This window comes from Streptomyces novaecaesareae (assembly GCF_000716875.1).
Classification (GTDB): Bacteria; Actinomycetota; Actinomycetes; order Streptomycetales; family Streptomycetaceae; genus Kitasatospora; species Kitasatospora novaecaesareae.
On the sequence record NZ_JNWQ01000109.1, the window covers coordinates 1 to 19,279 of the forward strand.

The following is a 19,279-nucleotide window of genomic DNA, read 5'->3' on the forward strand; positions in this document are numbered from 1 at the left end:
CCGAACAGTGATCTTGGTCGACACGGTTCTAGCAGGAGCTCCGTCCCATTTCAGGCGACTTGACGCGGCCACCCACAGCTCTATCTACACGGCGTTGGAGCTAGATCCGGGCGGTGGCGATCTCGGGCGGCGCGGCCATGGCCGGCGGCTCGGCGGTGTGCCGGGCGGCCGTGCGCTCGGAGTACTCCCGCAGGAATCCCGCAGCGACCAGACCGATCACGCCCGCGGCCGCCATGTAGACGGCGATCGGCGTCCAGCTGTGGTACCTGCTGAGCAGCGAGGTGGCGATGATCGGGCTGACGGCACCGCCGAGCAGCCCGCCCACGTTGTAGCTGATGGACATTCCGGAATACCGCACGACGGTGGGGAACAGCTGCGGCAGGAACGCCGCCTGGGCGCCGTAGTTCGCGGCGAACCCGGTGAACAGCAGCAGGAAACCGAGGGCCATCAGCGGGAAGGACCGGGTGTCGAGCAGCGGGAACCAGGCGAACGGGGCCACCGTCATGACGACGATGCCGCCGACGAAGACCGCCTTGCGGTTGTACCGGTCGCCAAGCCAGCCGAAGAACGGCATGGCGACGATCAGGAAGACGCACGACACGACGAGCAGTTCCAGGACGACGGACCGGCTCACGTGGACGGTCGCACCGTATTTGAGCGAGAACACCGACCCGAGGTAGAAGACCAGGAACAGGGGGATCGTCGACAGCGACGCGCACAGGGTGATCAGACCGTGCCGCGACAGGACGTCGAACGCCGGCCTGGTCCTGACCGCACCCTCGGCCTTCGACTGCTCGAACTCGGGGGTCTCCGCGATCCGCAGCCGGACGTGGAGCGCGACACCCACGAGCACGGCGCTGAGGAGGAACGGCAGCCGCCAGCCCCAGGACAGCACCTGCCGGTCCGGAAGCTGGGTGACGAGCAGGAGGACGCCGTTGGCCAGCAGCAGGCCCCAGGCGTTGCCGGTGCCGACGATGCCGGTGAGCAGGCCCCGCCGGTTCGGCTGCGCGCTCTCCAACGCCATCAGGAAGCCGCCGCTCGACTCCCCGCCGACGGAGAACCCCTGGACGAACCGGAGGATCGTCAGCAGGATCGGGGCGGCGACGCCGATCGTCCCGTAGGTGGGGAGCAGGCCGATCAGGACCGTCGCGCCACCCATCAGGACGAGCGTGGTGACCAGTGTCGTCTTGCGGCCGATCCGGTCCCCGAAGTGCCCGAAGACGACGGCGCCGAGCGGCCTTCCCACGAAGGCGACCGCGAAGGTCGACAGCGACAGCAGGGTGCCGGTCATGGGGTCGAACGAGGGGAAGAAGAGCTTGTTGAAGTAGAGCGAGGAGAACGAACCGTAGATGAGGAACTCGTAGAACTCGATGCTGTTCCCGATGAGGCTGCTCAGCACGGCTCTTCTGCGCTGCCCCCTGCTCATGGTGACGGCGTTCATTTCGCCTCCGATCTGATGAGTCGTCACATAGGTCGACTGGTGGTCTGGTTGTGCCGGTGGGGTCCGTGGACGGGCGAGCGGGCCGTGCGGTCGGCGTTGTGCGCCGACGGCAGAGCCCGCTCGCCGAACCGAAGGAATGCGCCTGGTCCGCTAACTCTGGAAGTCCTCCTCCCACCACTCCTGTGCCGACCGCGAACTCCGCTCCTGCTCCCGCCGCCGCAGCTCGGCGCGCTGGGTCTTGTTGGAGACGGTGGTCTTGGGCAGCTCGGTGAACTCGATGCGGCGGATGCGCTTGTAGGGCGCGAGGTGTTCGCGGGCGTGCGCGAGGATGAGCTGTGCGGTCTGGGCCTCCGGCAGGTAGCCGGCGGCGAGCGCCACGTACGCCTTGGGCACGGCCAGTCGCATCGGTTCGGGCGAGGGCACCACGGCGGCGTCCAGGACGGCCGGGTGCTGCAGCAGCACGCTCTCCAGCTCGAAGGGGGATATCCGGTAGTCGGACGCCTTGAAGACGTCGTCGCCGCGCCCCACGTAGGTGAAGCGGCCCTCGGCGTCACGGGAGGCGATGTCGCCGGTGTGGTAGTAGCCGTCGCGCATGGAGCGTGCGGTCGCCTCGGCATCGCCCAGGTACCCGGTCATCAGGCCGAGCGGCAGGGAGTCCAGCGGGAGGCAGACCTCGCCCTCCGCGGGGCTGCCCTCGACGGGTGTGCCGGTGCGCGGGTCCAGCAGCGTCACCTCGTAGCCCGGCATCGCCCAGCCCAGTGTCCCGTCCGCGTTCGGCATCCCCGGCGGGTTCCCGATCGAGGCGGTGGTCTCGGTCTGTCCGTAGCCGTCCCGGACGGTGACCCCCCACGCCTCGCGGATGCGGCGCACCACCTCCGAGTTCAGCGGTTCGCCGGCGGCCACCGCCTCGCGCAGCGACATCGGCAACCGGTTGAGGTCCTCGCGGATCAGGCTGCGCCAGACGGTGGGCGGCGCACAGAAGGAGGTCACCTCGCAGCGCGACATCATCTCCAGCAGCGGACGCGCGGCGAACCTCGGCTGGTTGACGATCATGACCGTCGCCTCGGCGTTCCAGGGCGAGAACAGGTTGCTCCAGGCCCACTTCCCCCACCCGGGGGAGGAGATGTTGAGGTGCACGTCGCCGGGGCGCAGGCCGAGCCAGTACATGGTCGACAGGTGGCCGACCGGATAGCTCACGCTGGTGTGCCCGACCATCTTGGGGAGGGAGGTCGTGCCCGAGGTGAAGTAGATCAGCGACAGGTCCTCGGGCCCGGTCCGCTCCACCTCCAGGAGCGGCTCGGCGTCGTAGGCCTGCCGGTAGTCCTGCCAGCCCGCAACCGGCTCCCCGACGGCGATGCGCGTCCAGTCGCCGCTCAGCTCCGCCAGCTTGGGGGTGAGGCCGGCCTCGGCGATGACGTGCCCGACCCGGCCGCGCTCCAGCCGGTCGGCCAGGTCGGCGGGCGTGAGCTGGACGGCCGTGGGGATCACCGTGCAGCCCAGCCGGAACGCGGCCAGCACGGACTCCCACAGCTCCACCCGGTTGGGGAGCATCAGCATGATGCGGTCCCCGCGCCGTACGCCGGCCGACCGCAGCCATCGGGCGACCCGCCGGGAGCGCTCGGCCAGCTCGGCGAAACTCAGTGCGGTGTCGGCGAGGAGCGCACCCTCCTTGTCCAGGTCGACCACGCGCAGCGCGGTGGCGTCGTTCCCTTCGGCGACGGCGTCGAACCAGTCCGCGACCCAGTTGAAGGTCTCCCCGAGTGCGGGCCTGGGGAAGGCCCGGGCACGCGGCAGGTCCCCGTAGGCGGACAGCAGGTGGTCGCGGGCGCGTCGGAACTCGTCGGTCGCTGTACCCATGGTGATTACCTCCCGTTGAAGGTCGCGCGGCCGGGCCCGTCGGCGGCGAACGCCCGCATGCCGGTCAGCCGGTCCTCGGTGGCGAACAGTGCGGCGAACACGGACCGTTCGATCGCGAGGCCGGCGCGCAGATCGGTCGCCAGGCCCCCGTCGACGGCGGTCTTGGCGGCGTGCAGGGCCAGCGCCGGGCCGGTCTCGAAGCGCCGCGCCCACTGCAGCGCGGCCTCCAGCACCTGGTCGGTCGGGGTGACCTGGTCCACCAGGCCGATCTCCAGTGCCTCGTCCGCGCCGACCTGCCGTCCGGTGAAGATCAGTTCCTTGGCCCTGGCCGGGCCGATCAGCCGGGGCAGCCGCTGGGTGCCGCCGGCTCCCGGGATGACGCCGAGCAGGATCTCGGGGAGCCCGAGGCGCGCCTCGCTGCCGCAGATGCGCGCGTCGGCGGTCAGGGCCAGCTCGCAACCGCCGCCGAGGGCAGGGCCGTTGATGGCGGCCACCACCGGCTTGGGGATGGCGGCCACCGCGTCGAAGGCGGCCTGGAGCACGGCCGCGTGCCCGACCATCTCGGCGTGCGACATCGTGGCCATTTCCTTGATGTCGGCCCCGGCCGAGAAGGCCCTGGGCCCGCCGTACACGACCACCGCGCGAACCCGCTGGTCCGTCGCGGCCTGCTCGGCGGCGAGGCGCAGCGCGGACTGCGCCGCACGGTCGAGCACGTTGAGCGGCGGGCGGTCCAGGCGCAGGACGCCGATCGCTCCGTCGATGTCCAGCCGGGCGGTGGGGTGTCCCACCGCGGGGGCGGTCGTCACGACCACAGCAGACCTCCGTTCACTTCCAGGACGTGGCCGTTGACATAGGTGGACTCGGGACCGGCCAGGAAGACCGCCGCGTCGGCGGCCTCGTCGGCGCCGCCGGGCCGGCCGAGCGCCAGCCTGGTCTTGTAGTGCGACCAGATCCGCTCGTTCTCGGTGAGTTCCTGGCCCATCCCCTCGTCGAGGATTCCCGGGGCCAGGGAGTTGACCAGGATGCCGCGTCGGGCCAGCTCGATCGCGCTGACCTTGGTGAACATCTCCACCGCGGCCTTGGTGGCGCAGTACCCGGCGGCGCCGATCGCGACCCGGGTCGCCATGGAGGAGGAGACGTTGATGATCCGGCCGGTCGTGCTGCGTTCCAGGTAGGGAACGGCGGCCCTGGTGCAGAGGAAGACCCCGGTCAGGTTGGTGGACACCATGTCCTGCCAGTCGTCGACCGGCAGCCGGTCCACCCGGCCGTCCCGGCTCACCCCGGCGTTGGCCACCAGGATGTCGATGCCGCCGAAGCGTTCGGCGGCCTCGGCCATCAGCGCGGTGACCGAGGCGTCGCTGGTGACGTCGGTCTCGACGTAGGCGCCGCGGCCGGGGGCGAGGTCGAAGACCTCCTTGATGTCATAGGGGTTGCGGGCGGCGCAGACCACCTGCGCGCCCTCCAGCAGGTAGCGTTCCGCGATCGCCCGGCCGAGGCCCCTGGTGCCTCCGGTGATCACGGCGGTCTTTCCGCTGAGCCTCATCATGATCCTCCCTGCCTGGAGTGGGACGTGGCGAGCGCGGCGGAGCAGCCGGCCGTACCGATCACGTCGAAGAGCGAGCCGCAGGCGCGGCAGTCGTAGGGCACCTTGCAGACCGACCCGCCGAAGCGGCCGGCCCGCATGACGTCCTCGCCGCCGCAGTACGGACACCGGGGGTCGGCACCGGCCACGCGGTAGCCGGCCATGCGCAGCACGTCCCGGCCGGCCGGGGTCACCGCGGCCGGCTGCCACGCGCCGCGCTCCCAGACGATCTCGACTTCCTGCCCCGGAGCCGCGTCGGCGAGCGCGGACCGCACCCGTCGGGCGATCTCGCCGAGGCCGGGGCAGCCGAGCCGGGTGGGGGCCAGGTTGACCTGGATCCGGTCGTCGGTCAGCGACACCGAGCGCAGCACTCCGAGCTGGCGCAGGGTCACGTCGATCTCGGGATCGGTCACGGCGCCGACCACGTCGGCGAGCTGGTCGGGGGTCAACTGAACACCCCCGGCGCGTAGGCGTCGCGGACCACCCGGCCCTGGGCGAGGGAGTGGGCCAGTGCGCTCCCGCCCAGCCCCGCGGTCCGCGGCAGCGGGTGCTCCGGCAGCTGCGATCCGGGGCCGCCGCCGACCAGTGCGGCGAGACGCTCGTGCAGCGTGGCGGCCGGAGCCGGATCGCCGGGCAGCGCGCCCGCCGGACCCCCCTGCGGCCGGGCACCGAACACGTCGCCGGCGAGCTCGGTCACTTCGGCGTAGGCACGGGTGAACTCCGCCCGGGTCTCGGGCCAGTCGCTCAGCGCCCGCGCCCACCGCCGCCAGTGGTCGAGGTGGACGAGTTGCTCCTCGCGGACGGCGGCGATCGCGGACAGCTGCGCCGCGTCGGTCTCGACCTGCGCGGTCTGCTCGGCGAGTACGGTGACGGCCGCGGCGACGACGAGACCGCAGGCCACGGTGGACGGCCAGTCGGTGATCCGCTCGATGACGCGCGACACCTGCCACTGCTCCTGCGCCCGGTCGAAGAACCAGGCGTCGACGGCGGGCTGGTCGAAGCCGCGCAGCGTCAGGATCGTCCCGGCGTGCGCCAGCGCCTCCTGCCCGATCGAGCCGACCGCCAGCGCCTCCTCCACGTCGATGTAGTCGCAGATGCGTTCGCCCAGCCGGTTGCCCAGGACGAACAGGTCGTCGGCGAGCGCCAGCCACAGGTCGGCGAGCCCGGCCTCGCCGGCTCCGGGCGCCTCGTCGCGGTGTGCGGCGGGCGCGCTGTCGCGGACCTGCGACGCGGAGCCGGCGGTTTCCGCGGCGGCGGCGCGGTCGCGCCGGCGGGCGGTGGGGAAGCCGGGCTGGCGGTGCGGCATCCGGGTCTTGGCGGCGAGGAGGCCGCGGTCCTCCGCGCTGGGGACGATCATGTCGTCGCGGCGGACCACCCAGAGCGTGACGAGGTCGTCGCGGCGCCCGTAGGTCTCCTTGGCCAGGTGCCAGGCGGTGTCCCGGCGCGGCGAGACGATGGAGCCGACATGGTTGAGGGGCGTACTGGAGCCGTGCTGCGCGAACACCTCGTAGACGTCGGTGTCGGTCGGAATGTGCGGCATCACGCCACCCCCTGCATCGCGCGCCGGTACTTCGCATTGCGGTCGAGGGCGTTGCGCACCCAGTCCAGTCGCTTCTGGGACGACGGTCCGCCGTTGGCGATCAACTTCTTCACCTCGGCCCAGTCGGGCATCGCGTACTCCCACTCGCCCGAGGGCGCCTGACGGACCAACTCCGGGTCCACGTGCACACCGAGCTTCCGGAACACCGGAATGATCTTGTTCAGCCACTTCTGGCGCACCGCGTCGTTGCTGTCCGGCTTCATGCCGACCTGCCACATGCGGTTGGTGTGCAGGGTGTCGGTGTCGGGCGGCCCGAGGTAGATCAGGATCCGGGTCAGCCACACCTCGAACGCGTCCTGCACCCGGCGGCGCTGCACGGCGTCACCGTGCGTCATGACCTCGTGGGTCAGGTCCAGGGCGTGCTGGTAGTGGAAGGACTCCTCGCGTTCGACCTTGCGCAGCGCCCTGGCGTAGGGCAGGTACACGCCCTTCGCCAGGGACTGGAACTGGCAGATCGCCGCCGAGTTCGTCAGCAGCAGCCCGGCGCCGAGCTCCTCCCAGGTCTGGAAGGAGAAGTGGAAGATGTTGTGCAGCTTCGTGTGGCCCTCCAGGTAGTCGAGGAAGATCCGTTCGCGCGGCACGCCCAGGTCCTCGGCGACGCGGGCGACCGCATGGCCGTGACCGACCTCGTCCTGGATCTTGGCCATGAGCATCTGCCGCCTGGTGTGGCCGGGCGCGCGGTCCAGCCACTCGACGTACTGCAGCACGCCCACCAGCTCGTTGAGCGCCTGGACGCTGGCGAACCGCCTGGCGCCCTCCCGCACGTCGTCGGGCATCGGATCCCACAGCTCGTAGCCGCGGTGCCCCGCCGCATTCGCTGTCAGCATGTCTGTCTCCTTCCGTAGCTCTTGCGCGGTCTTTCGGCCGTCGTCCGGCCGGCTCAGTACCAGCGGACGACGGCGGCCCCCGCGGTCATGCCGCCGCCCACTCCGGCCAGCACCAGGCGCTCGCCGCGCTCGAAGGGCCGGCGCTCGTGCTCCGCGCGCAGGGTCAGCGGGATGGAGGCCGCGGCGGTGTTGCCGAAGTGCGGTGCGGTGAGCGGCACCCGGGCGGGGTCGAGGCCGAGTTCGCGGCAGCAGGCCTCCACCAGGCGGGTGTTGGCCTGGTGCAGGATGAAGCGGTCCACCTCGTCCTGCCGGAGCCCGGCCTGGTCGAGCGCCTCACCGATCACCTTGGGCAGGACGCCGAGCGCGTAGTCGCGCACCTCGCGGCCCCGCATCCGGAACAGGTGCTCCCCGGCCTCCCGGGCCCGGGCGTCCAGCGGCGTGCGGGTGCCGCCCGCGGTCACCTCGACCAGGTCGCGGTGCTCGCCGTGGGTGACCATCCGCCAGCTCAGTACGCCGTACCCCTCGGGCACCGGACCGAGCAGCACGGCCCCGGCCCCGTCGCCGAACAGGCTGACGGTGCGCCGGTCGGTGCGGTTCATCAACGAGGAGTAGACGTCCGAACCGACCACCAGGGCGTGGTCGCCGCCCAGCCCGGCCGGCCGCGTCGACAGCATCGAGTCGGCGACCGCCAGCGCGTAGAGGAAGCCGGAGCACACCGCGTTGACGTCGAAGGCCGGGACGTCGGACAGGCCTAGCTTGTTCTGCAGGATCGCCCCGGTGGACGGCTGCGGCTGGTCGGGCGTCGAGGTGGCCACGATGATCAGCCCGAGCCGGTCCTGCGCCTCGGGCCGTCCGGCCAGTGCCTCACGGGCGGCGTGCAGCGCGAGGTCGGAGGTGACGGTGCCGGGCTCCCGGTAACGGCGTTCCAGGATGCCGGTCCGCTCCACGATCCAGTTCTCGTCCGCGCCGGTCCACTCGGCGACCAGTGCGTTGTCGATGACCAGCGGCGGCACGTGGCCGCCCAGGCCGAGCAGTCCCACGCCCATCAGACACCCGCCTCCGGCACCTGCACGACGGCGCAGGTCCAGGTCCAGGCTGCTCCGCCGTTGATCACCAACGCGAAGTCGCCCGGTTCGAGCAGGGCGTGGTCGCGCAGGTCGACCAGGTTCGCGAGGAAGTCCCCGCACCCCAGGTGGCCGGTGGCCGTGCCGAACCGCAGCGCCTCGGCCTTCAGCACCTCGTCCAGGATCGGCGCGTAGATGGAGTCCAGCAGGCTCACGCCGAGCCGCGGCAGTGCGATGTACTTGATCCGGGGGTCGTCGAGCTCCAGCCCCGCCTCGTGCACGCTGTCCACGATCACCTTGCGGATCAGCCGGCTGGCGATCTCGCTGAACCGGTCCTTGCCGTGCACCGCCACGTAGGACTTCTTGGGACGCTTGAGGTCGATGTACGGGCTGTGCGTCAGGGGCGCGGGGCTGAAGTCGTCGCCGTGCCGGAGCATCAGCTCCAGCTCGGAGGCGGTCTCGGTCGCCATGGACACGAGCGCGTAGTCGTCGGGTCCCGAGTCGCCGCGGTGCACCAGCATCGCGGTCCCCGCGTCACCGAACCCCAAGCCGTAGTCGCAGGTCCAGCGGCGGAAGCCGGGCGGCTCGAAGCGGTCGCCGGTGGTGATGAGCGCGGCCTCCAGCTCGGGGTCGGTGGCCAGGTGCCTCGCGACCAACTGGAGGGAGAGCGCACCACCGTTGCAGCCCTGGTACACGCCGTACGACAGGGCCTCGGGCGTGCCCAGCTCGTGCGCCACGTAGTGCGGTGGGGACCATATGTCGTGTCCCTGGTGGTAGATCGAGGTGTGCAGGATGAGGCCCACCTTGGTGGGGCTCCACCCCGCCCGGTCGATCGCGTCGCGGGCGGCTGCCAGCGCCATCTCGGGAGCGGACCACCGGGTCGCGACCGGCAGCTGGGCGACGCCGATCTTGTCCGCGTCCGAGGTGGTCAGCTTGCCCGCGGCGATGGCGTCCTCGACGGTCTCGTGGTCCGGTGGGAACCACGAGGTCGCGGTCTTGATCCGCAGGTCGTTTCCGAATTTCATCAGGCTCCTTCGAAAGCTCTGGATTCGTGGGGAGTGCGGTTCTCCGTCAGGCGAGCGGTGGCCGGCCGTGGGGCCGACGGTTCGTCCGGCCGGGGGAGACGGGCAGCGGAGCACGGTGCTGCGAGCGGTCTGCGGCCTGTGTGGAGCCTGCCTGCGCCGCTGGTGGCATTCCGGCTGTGGCGTGCAAGTGTGGGACGTCCCCACTTGTACAGCGGGGGCCATTTCCTGGCCGACAAGAAATACCTTACAGAAGGTATGTTCTATGGGCCATGGTGGTCGGCGCACGATGCGACCGGCGCGACCCGGCCCGGCCGGGCACGAAAAGGAGCTCCGTCGCAGGTCGGTCCGGCGCGATCGGACCGGACCGAACCGGCGGAGCTCGGCGGGGTGTTCACGCGGCCGGCGCGGATTCGCGCCGGGCCGCGGCGCCGACGGCGGCCCGGTGGGCGCGGGTCTCCGGCCGTCTTCGGCGCCCCGGCCGCCGACCGTGGCGAACCGGGGCGCCGAAGACCACCGGGGAGGGGTCCACCGTTCACGCCGTGACCACCGCTCGGTCGGCGCTCGCCGATCACCCGTCACGGTCGCGGGCGACCACGCCTACCGAGGGCGGCCACGGCTGAGGTAGCGTCAGCCGACCTGTGAGGCGGCCTCGGTGAGGTCCGGCGTCACCTCCGTGGTGGTGGCGGCGGGGGCGGGCTCGGGCGTCGGCCGGGGCTGCTTCTTGAGCCCGAGTCCGATGAAGGCACCGCCGAGCGTCCCGACGGCCGCGACCCAGCCGGCCGTCCGCAGCCCGTCGACGAGCGCGACGGTGTCCGGGTTGGACCCGGCGTGGGAGTTCGCCACCGCGACCAGGCCGGCGAGGCCGAGGGCGCCGCCGATCTGACGCCAGGTGGAGGCGAGGGCCGAGGCGACACCCTGCTGGGCGGGCTCGGCGCCCGAGGAGCCGATGGCGACGAAGAGCGACGGGAAGGCGAAGCCGCCGCCGGCACCCCAGATCACGACGCCCGGCAGCACCGTCCAGTAGGAGCCGTGCGCGGACATGCCGGCGATGATCGCGGCCAGCCCGACGGCGGTTCCGACCGAGCCCCAGAAGAGCGTCGTGCGGACGCCGAGCCAGCCCAGCACCCGGGCGTTGAGCTTCATCGCCACCAGCATGCAGGCCACGGTCGGCGGCAGGAACGCCAGCCCCGCGGTGAGCGGGCCGTAGTCGAGCACATTCTGCAGGTAGGTGGTGAGCAGGTAGTACGTGCCGCCCGAGGAGGCCTGGAAGACGATCAGCGCCAGCATGGCGACGACGAGGCCCCGCAGACCGAACAGCTTCAGCGGCACCAGGGGGTCGGCGGAGCGCTTCTCGACGAGGACGAAGACTGCCAGCAGCAGCACGCCGACTCCCAGCGAGCCGGCGCCCTCGATCGAGCCCCAGCCCTTGTCCGGACCGCTGACCAGGCCGAACACCAGCAGCGTCGAACCGATGGTGGCGACCACGGCCCCGAGCGCGTCGAAGCTGCGGCCGTTGCCGAGCGGGCGGTCGACGGGCAGGATCCGGCTCGCGGCGAAGGCGGTGGCCAGCGCGAGCGGGACGTTCACGAAGAACACCCAGCTCCAGCCGAAGGCGCTGGTCAGCACCCCGCCGAGGAGGGAGCCGGCGGCCAGGCCCGCGCTGCCCATGGCACCCCACACGGAGGTGGCCCGGTTGCGCTCCGGGCCCGGGGCGAAGGTGGTGAAGACGAGCATCAGGGTCGCCGGGGTGAGCAGCGCACCGCCCACGCCCTGGGCCGCGCGGGCGGCCACCAGCAGGACGGCGTCCTGCGCGAGTCCGCCGGCGAGCGAGGAGAGTGCGTAGATCACCAGGCCGGTGACCAGCATGCGGCGCGGGCCGATCCGGTCGACCGCGCGGCCTCCGAACAGCAGCAGCCCGCCGAGCGCGACCGCGTAGGCGCTGACGACCCACTGCAACGACTGTGCGGAGAAGCCGAGTTCGCGACCGATGTCCGGCAGCGCCACGTAGACGATGTTGTAGTCGATGGTGACGATGAACTGGGTGAACGCCAGCAGGGCGAGGGTGTACCCGGCCCGCCGTGGCGATCGGGTGTCTGAAGTGGCCATGACGTGGTTTCTTCCTTTGGGACGGGCTGGGGTGGTGCCCGCACGGGCGGTCACCACAGGAACGAGAATAATCCCTTCGCAAAGGTATGTAAATCCGCGACGGGGGAGCCGCACCGTCCGCCGTGGCGTCAGGTGCGGCTCAGGACAAGGGGTTTGAGCGGGAGGCAGTGATCGGCGGGCGGCTACTCGCGGCCGTGCGAGGTGAAGCGCATGTCCGCGTACCGGGTGCCGCAGACGCGGTCGGCGATCGGTTCGAGCGCGGCGAGTTCGTCGTCGGTCAGCGAGAGGGTCGCGGCGGCGATGTTCTCGACCAGGCGGCTGCGGCGGCGGGTACCGGGGATCGGGACGACGGTGAGGCCGTGCACCGCGGCGCGCTGGTGCACCCAGGCGAGGGCGATCTGGGCCGTGGTGGCGCCGCGTTCGGCGGCGATCTTCTGGACCGGCCCGATGAGGGCGGCGTTGGCGGCGGCGCTGGCGCCGGTGAAGCGGGGCATGGAACGCCGGTTGTCGTCCGCCGCCAGCTGGCCGGCGTCGGCGAAGGCCCCGGCCAGGAAGCCCCGGCCGAGCGGCGAGTACGGGACGAAGGCGACCCCCAGTTCGGCGGCGGCCGGGACGACATGGCGTTCGACGTCGCGGGAGAACAGCGACCACTCGGACTGCACCGCGGCGATCGGGTGCACCGCGTGCGCCTCGCGCAGCTCCGGCCCGGTGACCTCGGACAGCCCGAGGTGCCGGACCTTGCCGGCCTGGACCAGCTCGGCCATCGCGCCGACCGAGTCCGCCAGCGGCACGGCCGGGTCGCGGCGGTGCATGTAGTAGAGGTCGATCACGTCCACGCCGAGGCGGCGCAGCGAGGCGTCCACCGCGGAGCGGATGTAGGCGGGGTGGTTGTCGACGCCCCGGTGGGCCGGGTCGTCCGCCCGGCGTTCGATGCCGAACTTCGTCGCGAGGAAGACCCGTTCGCGGTGGGCGCGGACGAACGGGCCGATCAGCTCCTCGTTGGCGCCGAAGCCGTAGACGTCGGCGGTGTCGAAGACCGTGACGCCGGCGTCGAGCGCCGCGTCGAGTGTCGCCAGGGCCTCGGCGTGGTCGGTCGGCCCGTAGAACTCGGACATGCCCATGCAGCCGAGGCCCTGGACGCCCACCGCGGGGCCGTCGGTGCCGAGCGGGGCGGTGGGGAGAGTCATGTGTGCGGTGTCCTTTCCTGACACTGGTGCGCGAACGGGGTGGTGGAGGTGGTGCAGGGCCTGGTCAGATCAGTTGCAGGTGCCGGAGGTCGGCCAGGTACTTCTCGATCAGCGGCCGGGACAGGTGGGGGATGTCGCCCTGCGCGCCGATCCCGGCCGCCCGCACCGCCTGGCGGAACCGTTCGGCGGGGACGGCCGAGCCGGCCACGGGTGTCGCCGGTGCGCGGTACGCGTGCAGGAGGGGCAGCAGGGAGTGCTGGCGCTGCCGCTCCGGGAGCGCCCGGAGCGCGGTCCCGAAGCGCTCGTGCCACTCCCCGTGGTCCGCGATCCGGTGGATCGGCGTGCCGGATTCGATCAGCCAGTCGACCACGGTGTCCAGCGAGACGCCGTCGTCGTGCGGGTTGACCGCGTTGTACGTGCGGTGGCCTGCCGCGCCGCCGCTCAGTGCGGTCACCGCGGCGGCGACGAAGTCGGCCGGCAGCCCGTCGTAGTGGGCGCGCGGCGGCCGGGCCGGGTCGGTGGCCCGGTAGAAGGAGCGCGGCGCGATCCCGGTGGCGACCAGGCTGAGCACCAGGCGGGTGAAGGTGTCCGTGACGTTGACCTGCCCGGTGTAGCGGCCGTGAGCGAGGATCATGTCCGAGCGGAAGACGGTCACCGGGAGCCCGCACAGGTCGTGGGCCTCGCGGAGCAGCACCTCGCCGGCCCACTTGCTGGTGGCGTAGCCGTTGGCGTGGCCCTCGTCGATCGGCCGCTCCGGGTCGGTCGTACGGATGTCGCCGTCCTCGTCCAACGCGCGTGCGCCGTGCGCGGCGACGGCCACCGAGGAGAGGTAGGAGACCGGCTTGAGCCGGGTGCTGAGGGCCAGCCGGACGAGTTCGGCGGTGCCGGCGACGTTGGGGCCGAACAGCTGCCGGTAGGGCAGCACGTGGTTGACCAGCGCGGCCGGGTGCACGATCAGGTCGACGGTGGCGGCCAGGCGCTCCCAGTCCGGCCCGGCCAGGCCCAGTTCGGCCGTGCCGATGTCGCCGGCCAGCACCTGGAGGGTGCCGTCGGCGGTCAACTCGGCGAAGCGGCGCTTGAGTTCGCCGTCCCCGCTGTCCATGGCGCGGTCGAGGCGCTGCCGGGCGTCGGTGTCGTCGGCGCCGCGGACCAGGCAGATCAGGGTGCCGCCGGCGGGGGCGAGGCGCTCCAGCCACTCCAGGCACAGGAAGCGGCCGAGGTAGCCGTTGGCGCCGGTGAGCAGCACGGTGGCGGGCTCGCCGGTCGGCTGCGGGAGGGAGGGGGCCGCGGCCAGGGTGGCCGGGTCGATGAACCTGTCCAGGGTGAGGTCGGCGGCCCGGGCGGTGGTCGCGTGGTCGCCGTGCACGTCGGCGAAGGTGGGGCGCCGGGTGGGCCGGGCGCTGTCCCGGGCCTGCTCGCGGGCCTGTTCGACGTGGTCGGCGATCCGGCGCAGGCTGTTGGCCGGGCCGATGAGCGTCCCGACCGGGACCTCGACGCCGAGGACCTCCCGCAGCAGGCCGGAGAGCGACAGCGCGGACAGCGAGTCGCCGCCGAGGTCGGTGAACCGGGTCTGCGGGTCCAGCTCGCGCTCGGCGGTTCCGAGCAGGGCCTGGACGGCGCGGGCGACGGTCTCCAGCACCGGGCGGCCGGTGTCCTGCCGCAGCTCGTGCAGCTCGTTGGCCCGGCCCTCGGCCAGTTCGGCGTAGCGCTGCTCCAGCTGCGGGCCGTAGTGCGCCTTCAGCCGGGGCCGCAGGTGCTTGGTCGAGTCGGACAGCAGGCCGTTGTCCTGGCTGAACGGCTCGGTCTCGATCAGCAGGTCGCGGGGGACCTCGTAGGGCTGGAGCCCGGCGTCCCTGGCGATGCGCTGCAGGGACGCACTGATCGCGGCCTTCAACGCCGCCTCGTCGGGCGCCTGTTCGAGCGCCTCGGGGGTCGGCACCACCACGGCGAGCAGGAACGCCTGGGAGCTGTTCCCGTACACGAAGACCTGGTGCACCAGCGGGCTGGCGACGAACGCGGCCTCCAGCTTCGCCAGGGCCACGAACTCGCCCTGGGAGAGCTTGAGCACGTTGTTGCGCCGGTCGACGTAGACCAGCCGGTCCGGTTCGAGCTCGGCCATGATGTCGCCGGTGCGGTAGAACCCGTCCTGGTCGAAGACCTCGGCGGTGACCTCGGGGCGGCGGTAGTAACCGGAGGTGAGCAGCCGGGACTTGAGCAGCAGCTCGCCCCGGGGGTACGGGGAGTCGGTGGTGAAGTAGCCGAGTTCGGGGACGTCCACGAGCTTGTACTCGCGCACCAGCGCCCGCTGGACGCGCTGGTCGAGCATGACCAGGCCGGTCTCGGTGGTGCCGTAGCTGTTGAGGAAGGGGATCTCCAGGCAGGCCTCCAGGAAGTCGACCAGCTCGCGGGCGAGCGGGGCCGAACCGCACGGGGCCAGGACGAGCCGGCCGCCGAACACCTCCTCGCGGAAGTGCGCCAGCAGCTCGGCGTGCTGGGCCTGCGGCAACTCGCCCTGCGGGGCGAGCTGTTCGAGCCGGCTCTGGTAGCTCTGGAAGACCATCTCGCAGACCCGCGGCACCAGGGCGAGCTCGGTCGGCCGGATCAGCGCGAGGTCCTCCAGGAAGGTGGACAGGTCGGCGGTGGCCATGAAGTAGGCGGTGCCGCCCTGGGCGAGGGTCTTGGCGACCAGCCGCCGCGCCACCAGATGGCTCTGCGGCAGGAAGTTGGCGGTGATCGTCGGGTACCGGTGCTCGGACTCCCAGTTCGGGCGCCACATCAGGGACACCGTCGACTCCGTGAACATCACGCCCTTGGGGCTGCCGGTGCTGCCCGAGGTGTAGATGAGCGAGGACAGTGCCCCGGTGCCGTCCGCCGTGCCGTCTTCGGTCGGCAGGACCGGCGGGTCGGGCAGCGCGCGTCCGCGCCCGATCACCTCGGACAGCAGCTCCAGGGTCAGCGGCGAGCCGGCGGCGGCCAGTCGTCGGGAGGCGGCCGCCACGGCCTCGCGGTGCTCGTCGAGCTCGGGGTGGTGGTCGAAGACGATCAGCCGGCGCACCGAGGTGTCCCCGGCCAGGGCGTCCAGGACCGGCGCCAGGCGGGCCACGCTGGTGGCGAAGACGCGCGGCGCGGCCTCCTCCACCAGGTGGCGGATGTGCTCCACGGAGGCGTTGTTGTGCAACGGCACGGAGACCGCGCCGACCTGGCTGCACGCCAGGTCCACCGCGGTGTAGTCGGCGCCGGCGAAGCCCAGGGTGGCGACGAAGTCGCCGGCCCGCAGCGGGTGGTCGGGGTGGTGGTACCAGTCGGCGGCGATCGCCCGCAGCCGCAACCACAGCTCGCCGTACGTGACGGTGTCGAAGCGGGGGAGCAGCCGCAGCTCGGTGCGCCCGGCCACCGTGACGAACTCCCGGGCGCGCTCGCCGAGGGCGGGCCGGTCCGCGTAGCCCGCGAGCGTCCGGCGGACGATCTCGGCCAGCCGCAGTCCGTCCTGGGCGGTGGCCTCGAAGACCTCCCGCAGCGGCAGGTGGCCGGCGAGTTCCGGCTCGGCTGCCACCAGGCCGGCGATCCGCCGTTTCCGGTTGGCCTCCAGCTCGGCGCGCGTGGAAATGACTCGCGCATTGTTCTTCATGACAACACCTTTCCGGCCGTGCCTGCCGCTGACCATTCACCGCCCGCGGGAAAGCCGGGGCGGAACGCCGTAATTGACCGCTGTAATCGATTCGGTCGGTCCGATCAGTGTGCGCCGATGACGGCGGACCGATCGCCGTGTGCGGACCATCGAGAAGCCGGGGCCCGGCCGCGGGCCACGGAATGCGCTCTCCCCGGTGCGGGATTCCACCGGAAATCCCGGTCGGGCCGCGATGTCCCGGCGAATGCGCGGGGACAGGGGGCGGCCGGAGCGCGGCCAGCGTAGCGCCCGGTTCGAGCGCCGGGCCAGCCTCCTCCGGCCGGCCCGCCGTGCGTCCGGAAGGCCGCCGTCGGGCGTCCGGATGGCCGCCGTCGGGCGTCCGTCCGGGCGGCCCGCCGTGCGTCCGGGGCCGGTTCGGAGGGTGCTCCGGAGGGGGCGTGCAACCGAGGAAGAGGCCCAGTTGCCCGCCCGACATGCGGCCTGACCTGCGATAACAAGAATATACCTTGCTAAAGGTATTTTTTGCTGCCACTGTCGAATGCATCGGCGGAGCACCCCACGCCACCGCCGGACGGACAACGAGAACAACAGGACGAGGCAATCCAGGACGCAGTCGAGGGGGCGGCATGACAGACGTCGAGGCGATCCACGCCCGCACGAGAAACAAGGACTCCTGGCCCCCGGGCCCGGAGCACGCAGGAGCGGAGCAACCAGGCATCGAGGTCGGCACGGAGGTCCGCTGGGTCCCCATCGCCGACCTGGTCCTCTCGGACTCGCCCAGGACGGCGGGGGAGGACCGCGAACACGCGCAGACCCTGGCGGAGTCGGCGTCCGGCGCCGAGCTGCCGCCGATCATCGTCCAGCGGGGCACCAACCGGGTGGTGGACGGGCGGCACCGCGTCCGCGCCGCCCAGCTCCGGGGCGAGCGGGAGATCCGCGCCTGCTTCTTCGACGGCGACGACAGCGGCGCGTTCGTCCTGGCGGTACGCCTGAACGTCCAGCACGGGCTGCCGCTGTCGCTGGCCGACCGCAAGGCGGCCGTCAGACGGATCCTGGTCGAGCACTCCGCCTGGTCGAACCGGGCCATCGCGTCGGTCGCCGGCCTGTCACCCAAGACGGTCGCCGCGGTGCGCGCGGAGGCCGGACAGTCCGCCGAGCAGGCCAGGGTCGGCCGGGACGGCAGGGTCCGGCCCGTGGACGCCGCGGCCGGCCGGGAGCGCGTCCGGGAGATCCTGACCAGGGAGCCGAACTCGTCCCTGCGCGCGGTCAGCGCGGTCGCCGGAGTCTCCGTCGGCACCGTGCGCAGCGTGCGCGACCAGTTGCGCGGGCAGGGCGGGCCGGCCGACCCGGGCCCACGGGCCGCGCCTCCCGCGCGGTACGCCGAGGCGCCCCCGAGCGCCCCGGTCCCGCGCCTCGCCGTCCCGCTCAGGGGCGTCGACCCCGCCCGCCTGCGCAGCGCCGAGATGATGCTCAACTCGCTGCGCACCGACCCCTCGCTGCGGTTCAACCAGTCCGGCCGGCTACTGCTGAGCATCCTGGCGGTGGCCGCGATGGACCCGGACGCGTGCGAGCGCCTCATCGCCGACCTGCCCGACCACTGCATCCATTTCGTGTCAGAACTGGCTGCGGTGAGCATGCAGGGCTGGCACGAACTCGCCGTGCAACTGGAAAGGCGAAAGTCAGCTCCCTTGACTTCCGCATCGGTCTCGGACGTTTATTGAAGTCCGGGCGCCGGGACATTCCGGCGCCGACCGCGGAAACTCGATTCGGCGGAGATCCGAAATTGGCAGCCTTGACATTCCCGAACGATTTTTGGTTCCGTCGGGACAGGAAGTCGAGAGCCATTCACGATCTCCGACGACGAGAAAGGGGCAGAAAAAATGACCGAGTCATACGGTTGGACGGGAAAGCACCGTCGGATGCAGCGGATTCTTCACCCGGTCTCCGGCACGACGTTCCTCGTGCCGCTCGACCACTCGCTGGCGGACGGCCCGGTGGCGACCACCAACGGGTTCACCAAGCTGGTCACGGCCATGTCCGCCAACGACGTGGACGGCATCGTCGTCCACAAGGGCCGGGTCCGCTTCCTGCCGACCGAACTGCTCAGGGACCTGGCGCTGATCGTGCACCTGAACGGCAGCACCCGGCACGCCGACGACGTCGACGCGAAGATCATGGTCGGCGCGGTGGAGGAGGCCGTCGCCCTGGGCGCGGACGGGGTGAGCGTCCACATCAACCTGGGCTCGAACACCGAGGGCGGGCAGCTCACCGATCTGGGTGTGGTCGCCGACCACTGCGCCCGCTGGGGCGTCCCGCTGCTCGCGATGGTCTACCCGCGCGGCCCCCGCATCACCGACCCGGCCGACCCGGTGCTGCTCGCCCACGCGGCGAACGTCGCGGCGGACCTCGGCGTCGACATCGTCAAACTCCCGTACACCGGCTCGCCGCTGACGATGGCCCAGGTCGTCCAGGCGAGCCCGATCCCGGTCGTGACCGCCGGCGGCGGCGTGATCGGGGACACCGACAAGTTCCTCGACGTCATCGAGAGCACGATGGAGTCCGGCGTCGCCGGCGTCGCCGTCGGGCGCAACGTCTTCCGCGCCGAGGACCCCGGCCAGCTGGCCCGCTCCATCGCCAAGCGCGTGCACGCCGGCCTCCGGTCGCCGGAGGCGCTGGTGCCCGACCGGTCGCGCTCCGACGTGACGGTGGGCTGACCGCCGCGCCCACCGCCGACCGACCACAACCCGCACGCGGATCCACCGCGCGCAGATCCACCGCACCGCAGATCCACCGCACGTCTCACGCACGTTGACACCCGATCACCACCAACGGAAGAGGTATGACGATGAAGTCCGCATGGATTGATCTCCGTGGTTTCGCCGGTGAGCTCGCGGCTGCCGTCATCGAGGAGAGTGCTCACCTCGGTGTCGAGGCCGTCGTGTTCGACGACCCGGACCTGGCG

The 19,279-nt window shown here is 71.9% G+C and carries 14 protein-coding genes; 2 read left to right on the forward strand and 12 right to left on the reverse strand.

Translation table 11 applies throughout. From position 1 onward, the window contains the following. Window positions 1–100: 100 nt before the first annotated feature. From OP86_RS29370 to car, 12 genes are all read right to left on the reverse strand, one after another. Window positions 101–1,441, reverse strand: a complete 1,341-nt coding sequence (locus OP86_RS29370) for an MFS transporter (protein WP_030060342.1) — start codon at window positions 1,439–1,441, stop codon at window positions 101–103. A 150-nt stretch (window positions 1,442–1,591) separates the two neighbouring features. Continuing rightward, window positions 1,592–3,304, reverse strand: a complete 1,713-nt coding sequence (locus tag OP86_RS29375) for an AMP-binding protein (RefSeq protein ID WP_418952653.1) — start codon at window positions 3,302–3,304, stop codon at window positions 1,592–1,594. Next, window positions 3,304–4,104 (reverse strand): enoyl-CoA hydratase/isomerase family protein, encoded by an 801-nt coding sequence (locus tag OP86_RS29380; protein WP_418952652.1) that lies wholly within the window; start codon window positions 4,102–4,104, stop codon window positions 3,304–3,306. Before OP86_RS29380 ends, OP86_RS29375 begins: the two co-directional genes overlap by 1 nt. Beyond that, on the reverse strand, window positions 4,101–4,844 hold the full coding sequence (locus OP86_RS29385; RefSeq protein WP_245231837.1) for an SDR family NAD(P)-dependent oxidoreductase: 744 nt from the start codon (window positions 4,842–4,844) through the stop codon (window positions 4,101–4,103). The genes OP86_RS29380 and OP86_RS29385 overlap by 4 nt, the downstream gene beginning before the upstream one ends. Beyond that, the gene (locus tag OP86_RS36955; RefSeq protein WP_051830930.1) at window positions 4,841–5,329 is read right to left on the reverse strand and encodes an iron-sulfur cluster assembly protein; all 489 of its coding nucleotides are present in this window, start codon (window positions 5,327–5,329) and stop codon (window positions 4,841–4,843) included. The genes OP86_RS29385 and OP86_RS36955 overlap by 4 nt, the downstream gene beginning before the upstream one ends. Next, on the reverse strand, window positions 5,326–6,420 hold the full coding sequence (locus tag OP86_RS34085) for a Phenylacetic acid catabolic protein (protein ID WP_051830931.1): 1,095 nt from the start codon (window positions 6,418–6,420) through the stop codon (window positions 5,326–5,328). The genes OP86_RS36955 and OP86_RS34085 overlap by 4 nt, the downstream gene beginning before the upstream one ends. Continuing rightward, entirely contained in the window at window positions 6,420–7,307 is an 888-nt protein-coding gene (locus tag OP86_RS29400) for a Phenylacetic acid catabolic protein (protein WP_030060337.1), read from the reverse strand. Before OP86_RS29400 ends, OP86_RS34085 begins: the two co-directional genes overlap by 1 nt. A gap of 53 nt (window positions 7,308–7,360) precedes the next feature. Then, window positions 7,361–8,353 (reverse strand): 3-oxoacyl-ACP synthase III family protein, encoded by a 993-nt coding sequence (locus tag OP86_RS29405; protein WP_030060336.1) that lies wholly within the window; start codon window positions 8,351–8,353, stop codon window positions 7,361–7,363. Further along, window positions 8,353–9,396, reverse strand: coding sequence for a ketoacyl-ACP synthase III family protein (locus tag OP86_RS29410; RefSeq protein ID WP_030060335.1), 1,044 nt, complete (start codon window positions 9,394–9,396; stop codon window positions 8,353–8,355). The genes OP86_RS29405 and OP86_RS29410 overlap by 1 nt, the downstream gene beginning before the upstream one ends. Window positions 9,397–10,023: 627 nt before the next feature. Beyond that, window positions 10,024–11,502 carry an MFS transporter gene (locus tag OP86_RS29415; RefSeq protein ID WP_051830933.1) on the reverse strand — a complete coding sequence of 493 codons (1,479 nt, stop codon included), beginning with the start codon at window positions 11,500–11,502 and terminating at the stop codon, window positions 10,024–10,026. Between the two features lie 182 nt (window positions 11,503–11,684). Continuing rightward, a complete protein-coding gene (locus OP86_RS29420) occupies window positions 11,685–12,689 on the reverse strand; it encodes an aldo/keto reductase (protein ID WP_030260932.1) in 1,005 nt (334 codons plus the stop codon). 64 nt (window positions 12,690–12,753) lie between these two features. Beyond that, window positions 12,754–16,317 carry a carboxylic acid reductase gene (gene car / locus OP86_RS29425; RefSeq protein ID WP_051830935.1) on the reverse strand — a complete coding sequence of 1,188 codons (3,564 nt, stop codon included), beginning with the start codon at window positions 16,315–16,317 and terminating at the stop codon, window positions 12,754–12,756. A 626-nt stretch (window positions 16,318–16,943) separates the two neighbouring features. Between car and OP86_RS29430 the strand changes: the two genes are divergently transcribed. Next, window positions 16,944–18,038: a ParB/RepB/Spo0J family partition protein gene (locus OP86_RS29430; RefSeq protein ID WP_051830937.1), complete on the forward strand. Its 1,095-nt coding sequence runs from the start codon at window positions 16,944–16,946 to the stop codon at window positions 18,036–18,038. Window positions 18,039–18,197: 159 nt separating this feature from the next. Continuing rightward, window positions 18,198–19,031, forward strand: a complete 834-nt coding sequence (locus OP86_RS29435; RefSeq protein ID WP_078589556.1) for a 2-amino-3,7-dideoxy-D-threo-hept-6-ulosonate synthase — start codon at window positions 18,198–18,200, stop codon at window positions 19,029–19,031. The last annotated feature ends 248 nt before the right edge of the window (window positions 19,032–19,279 follow it).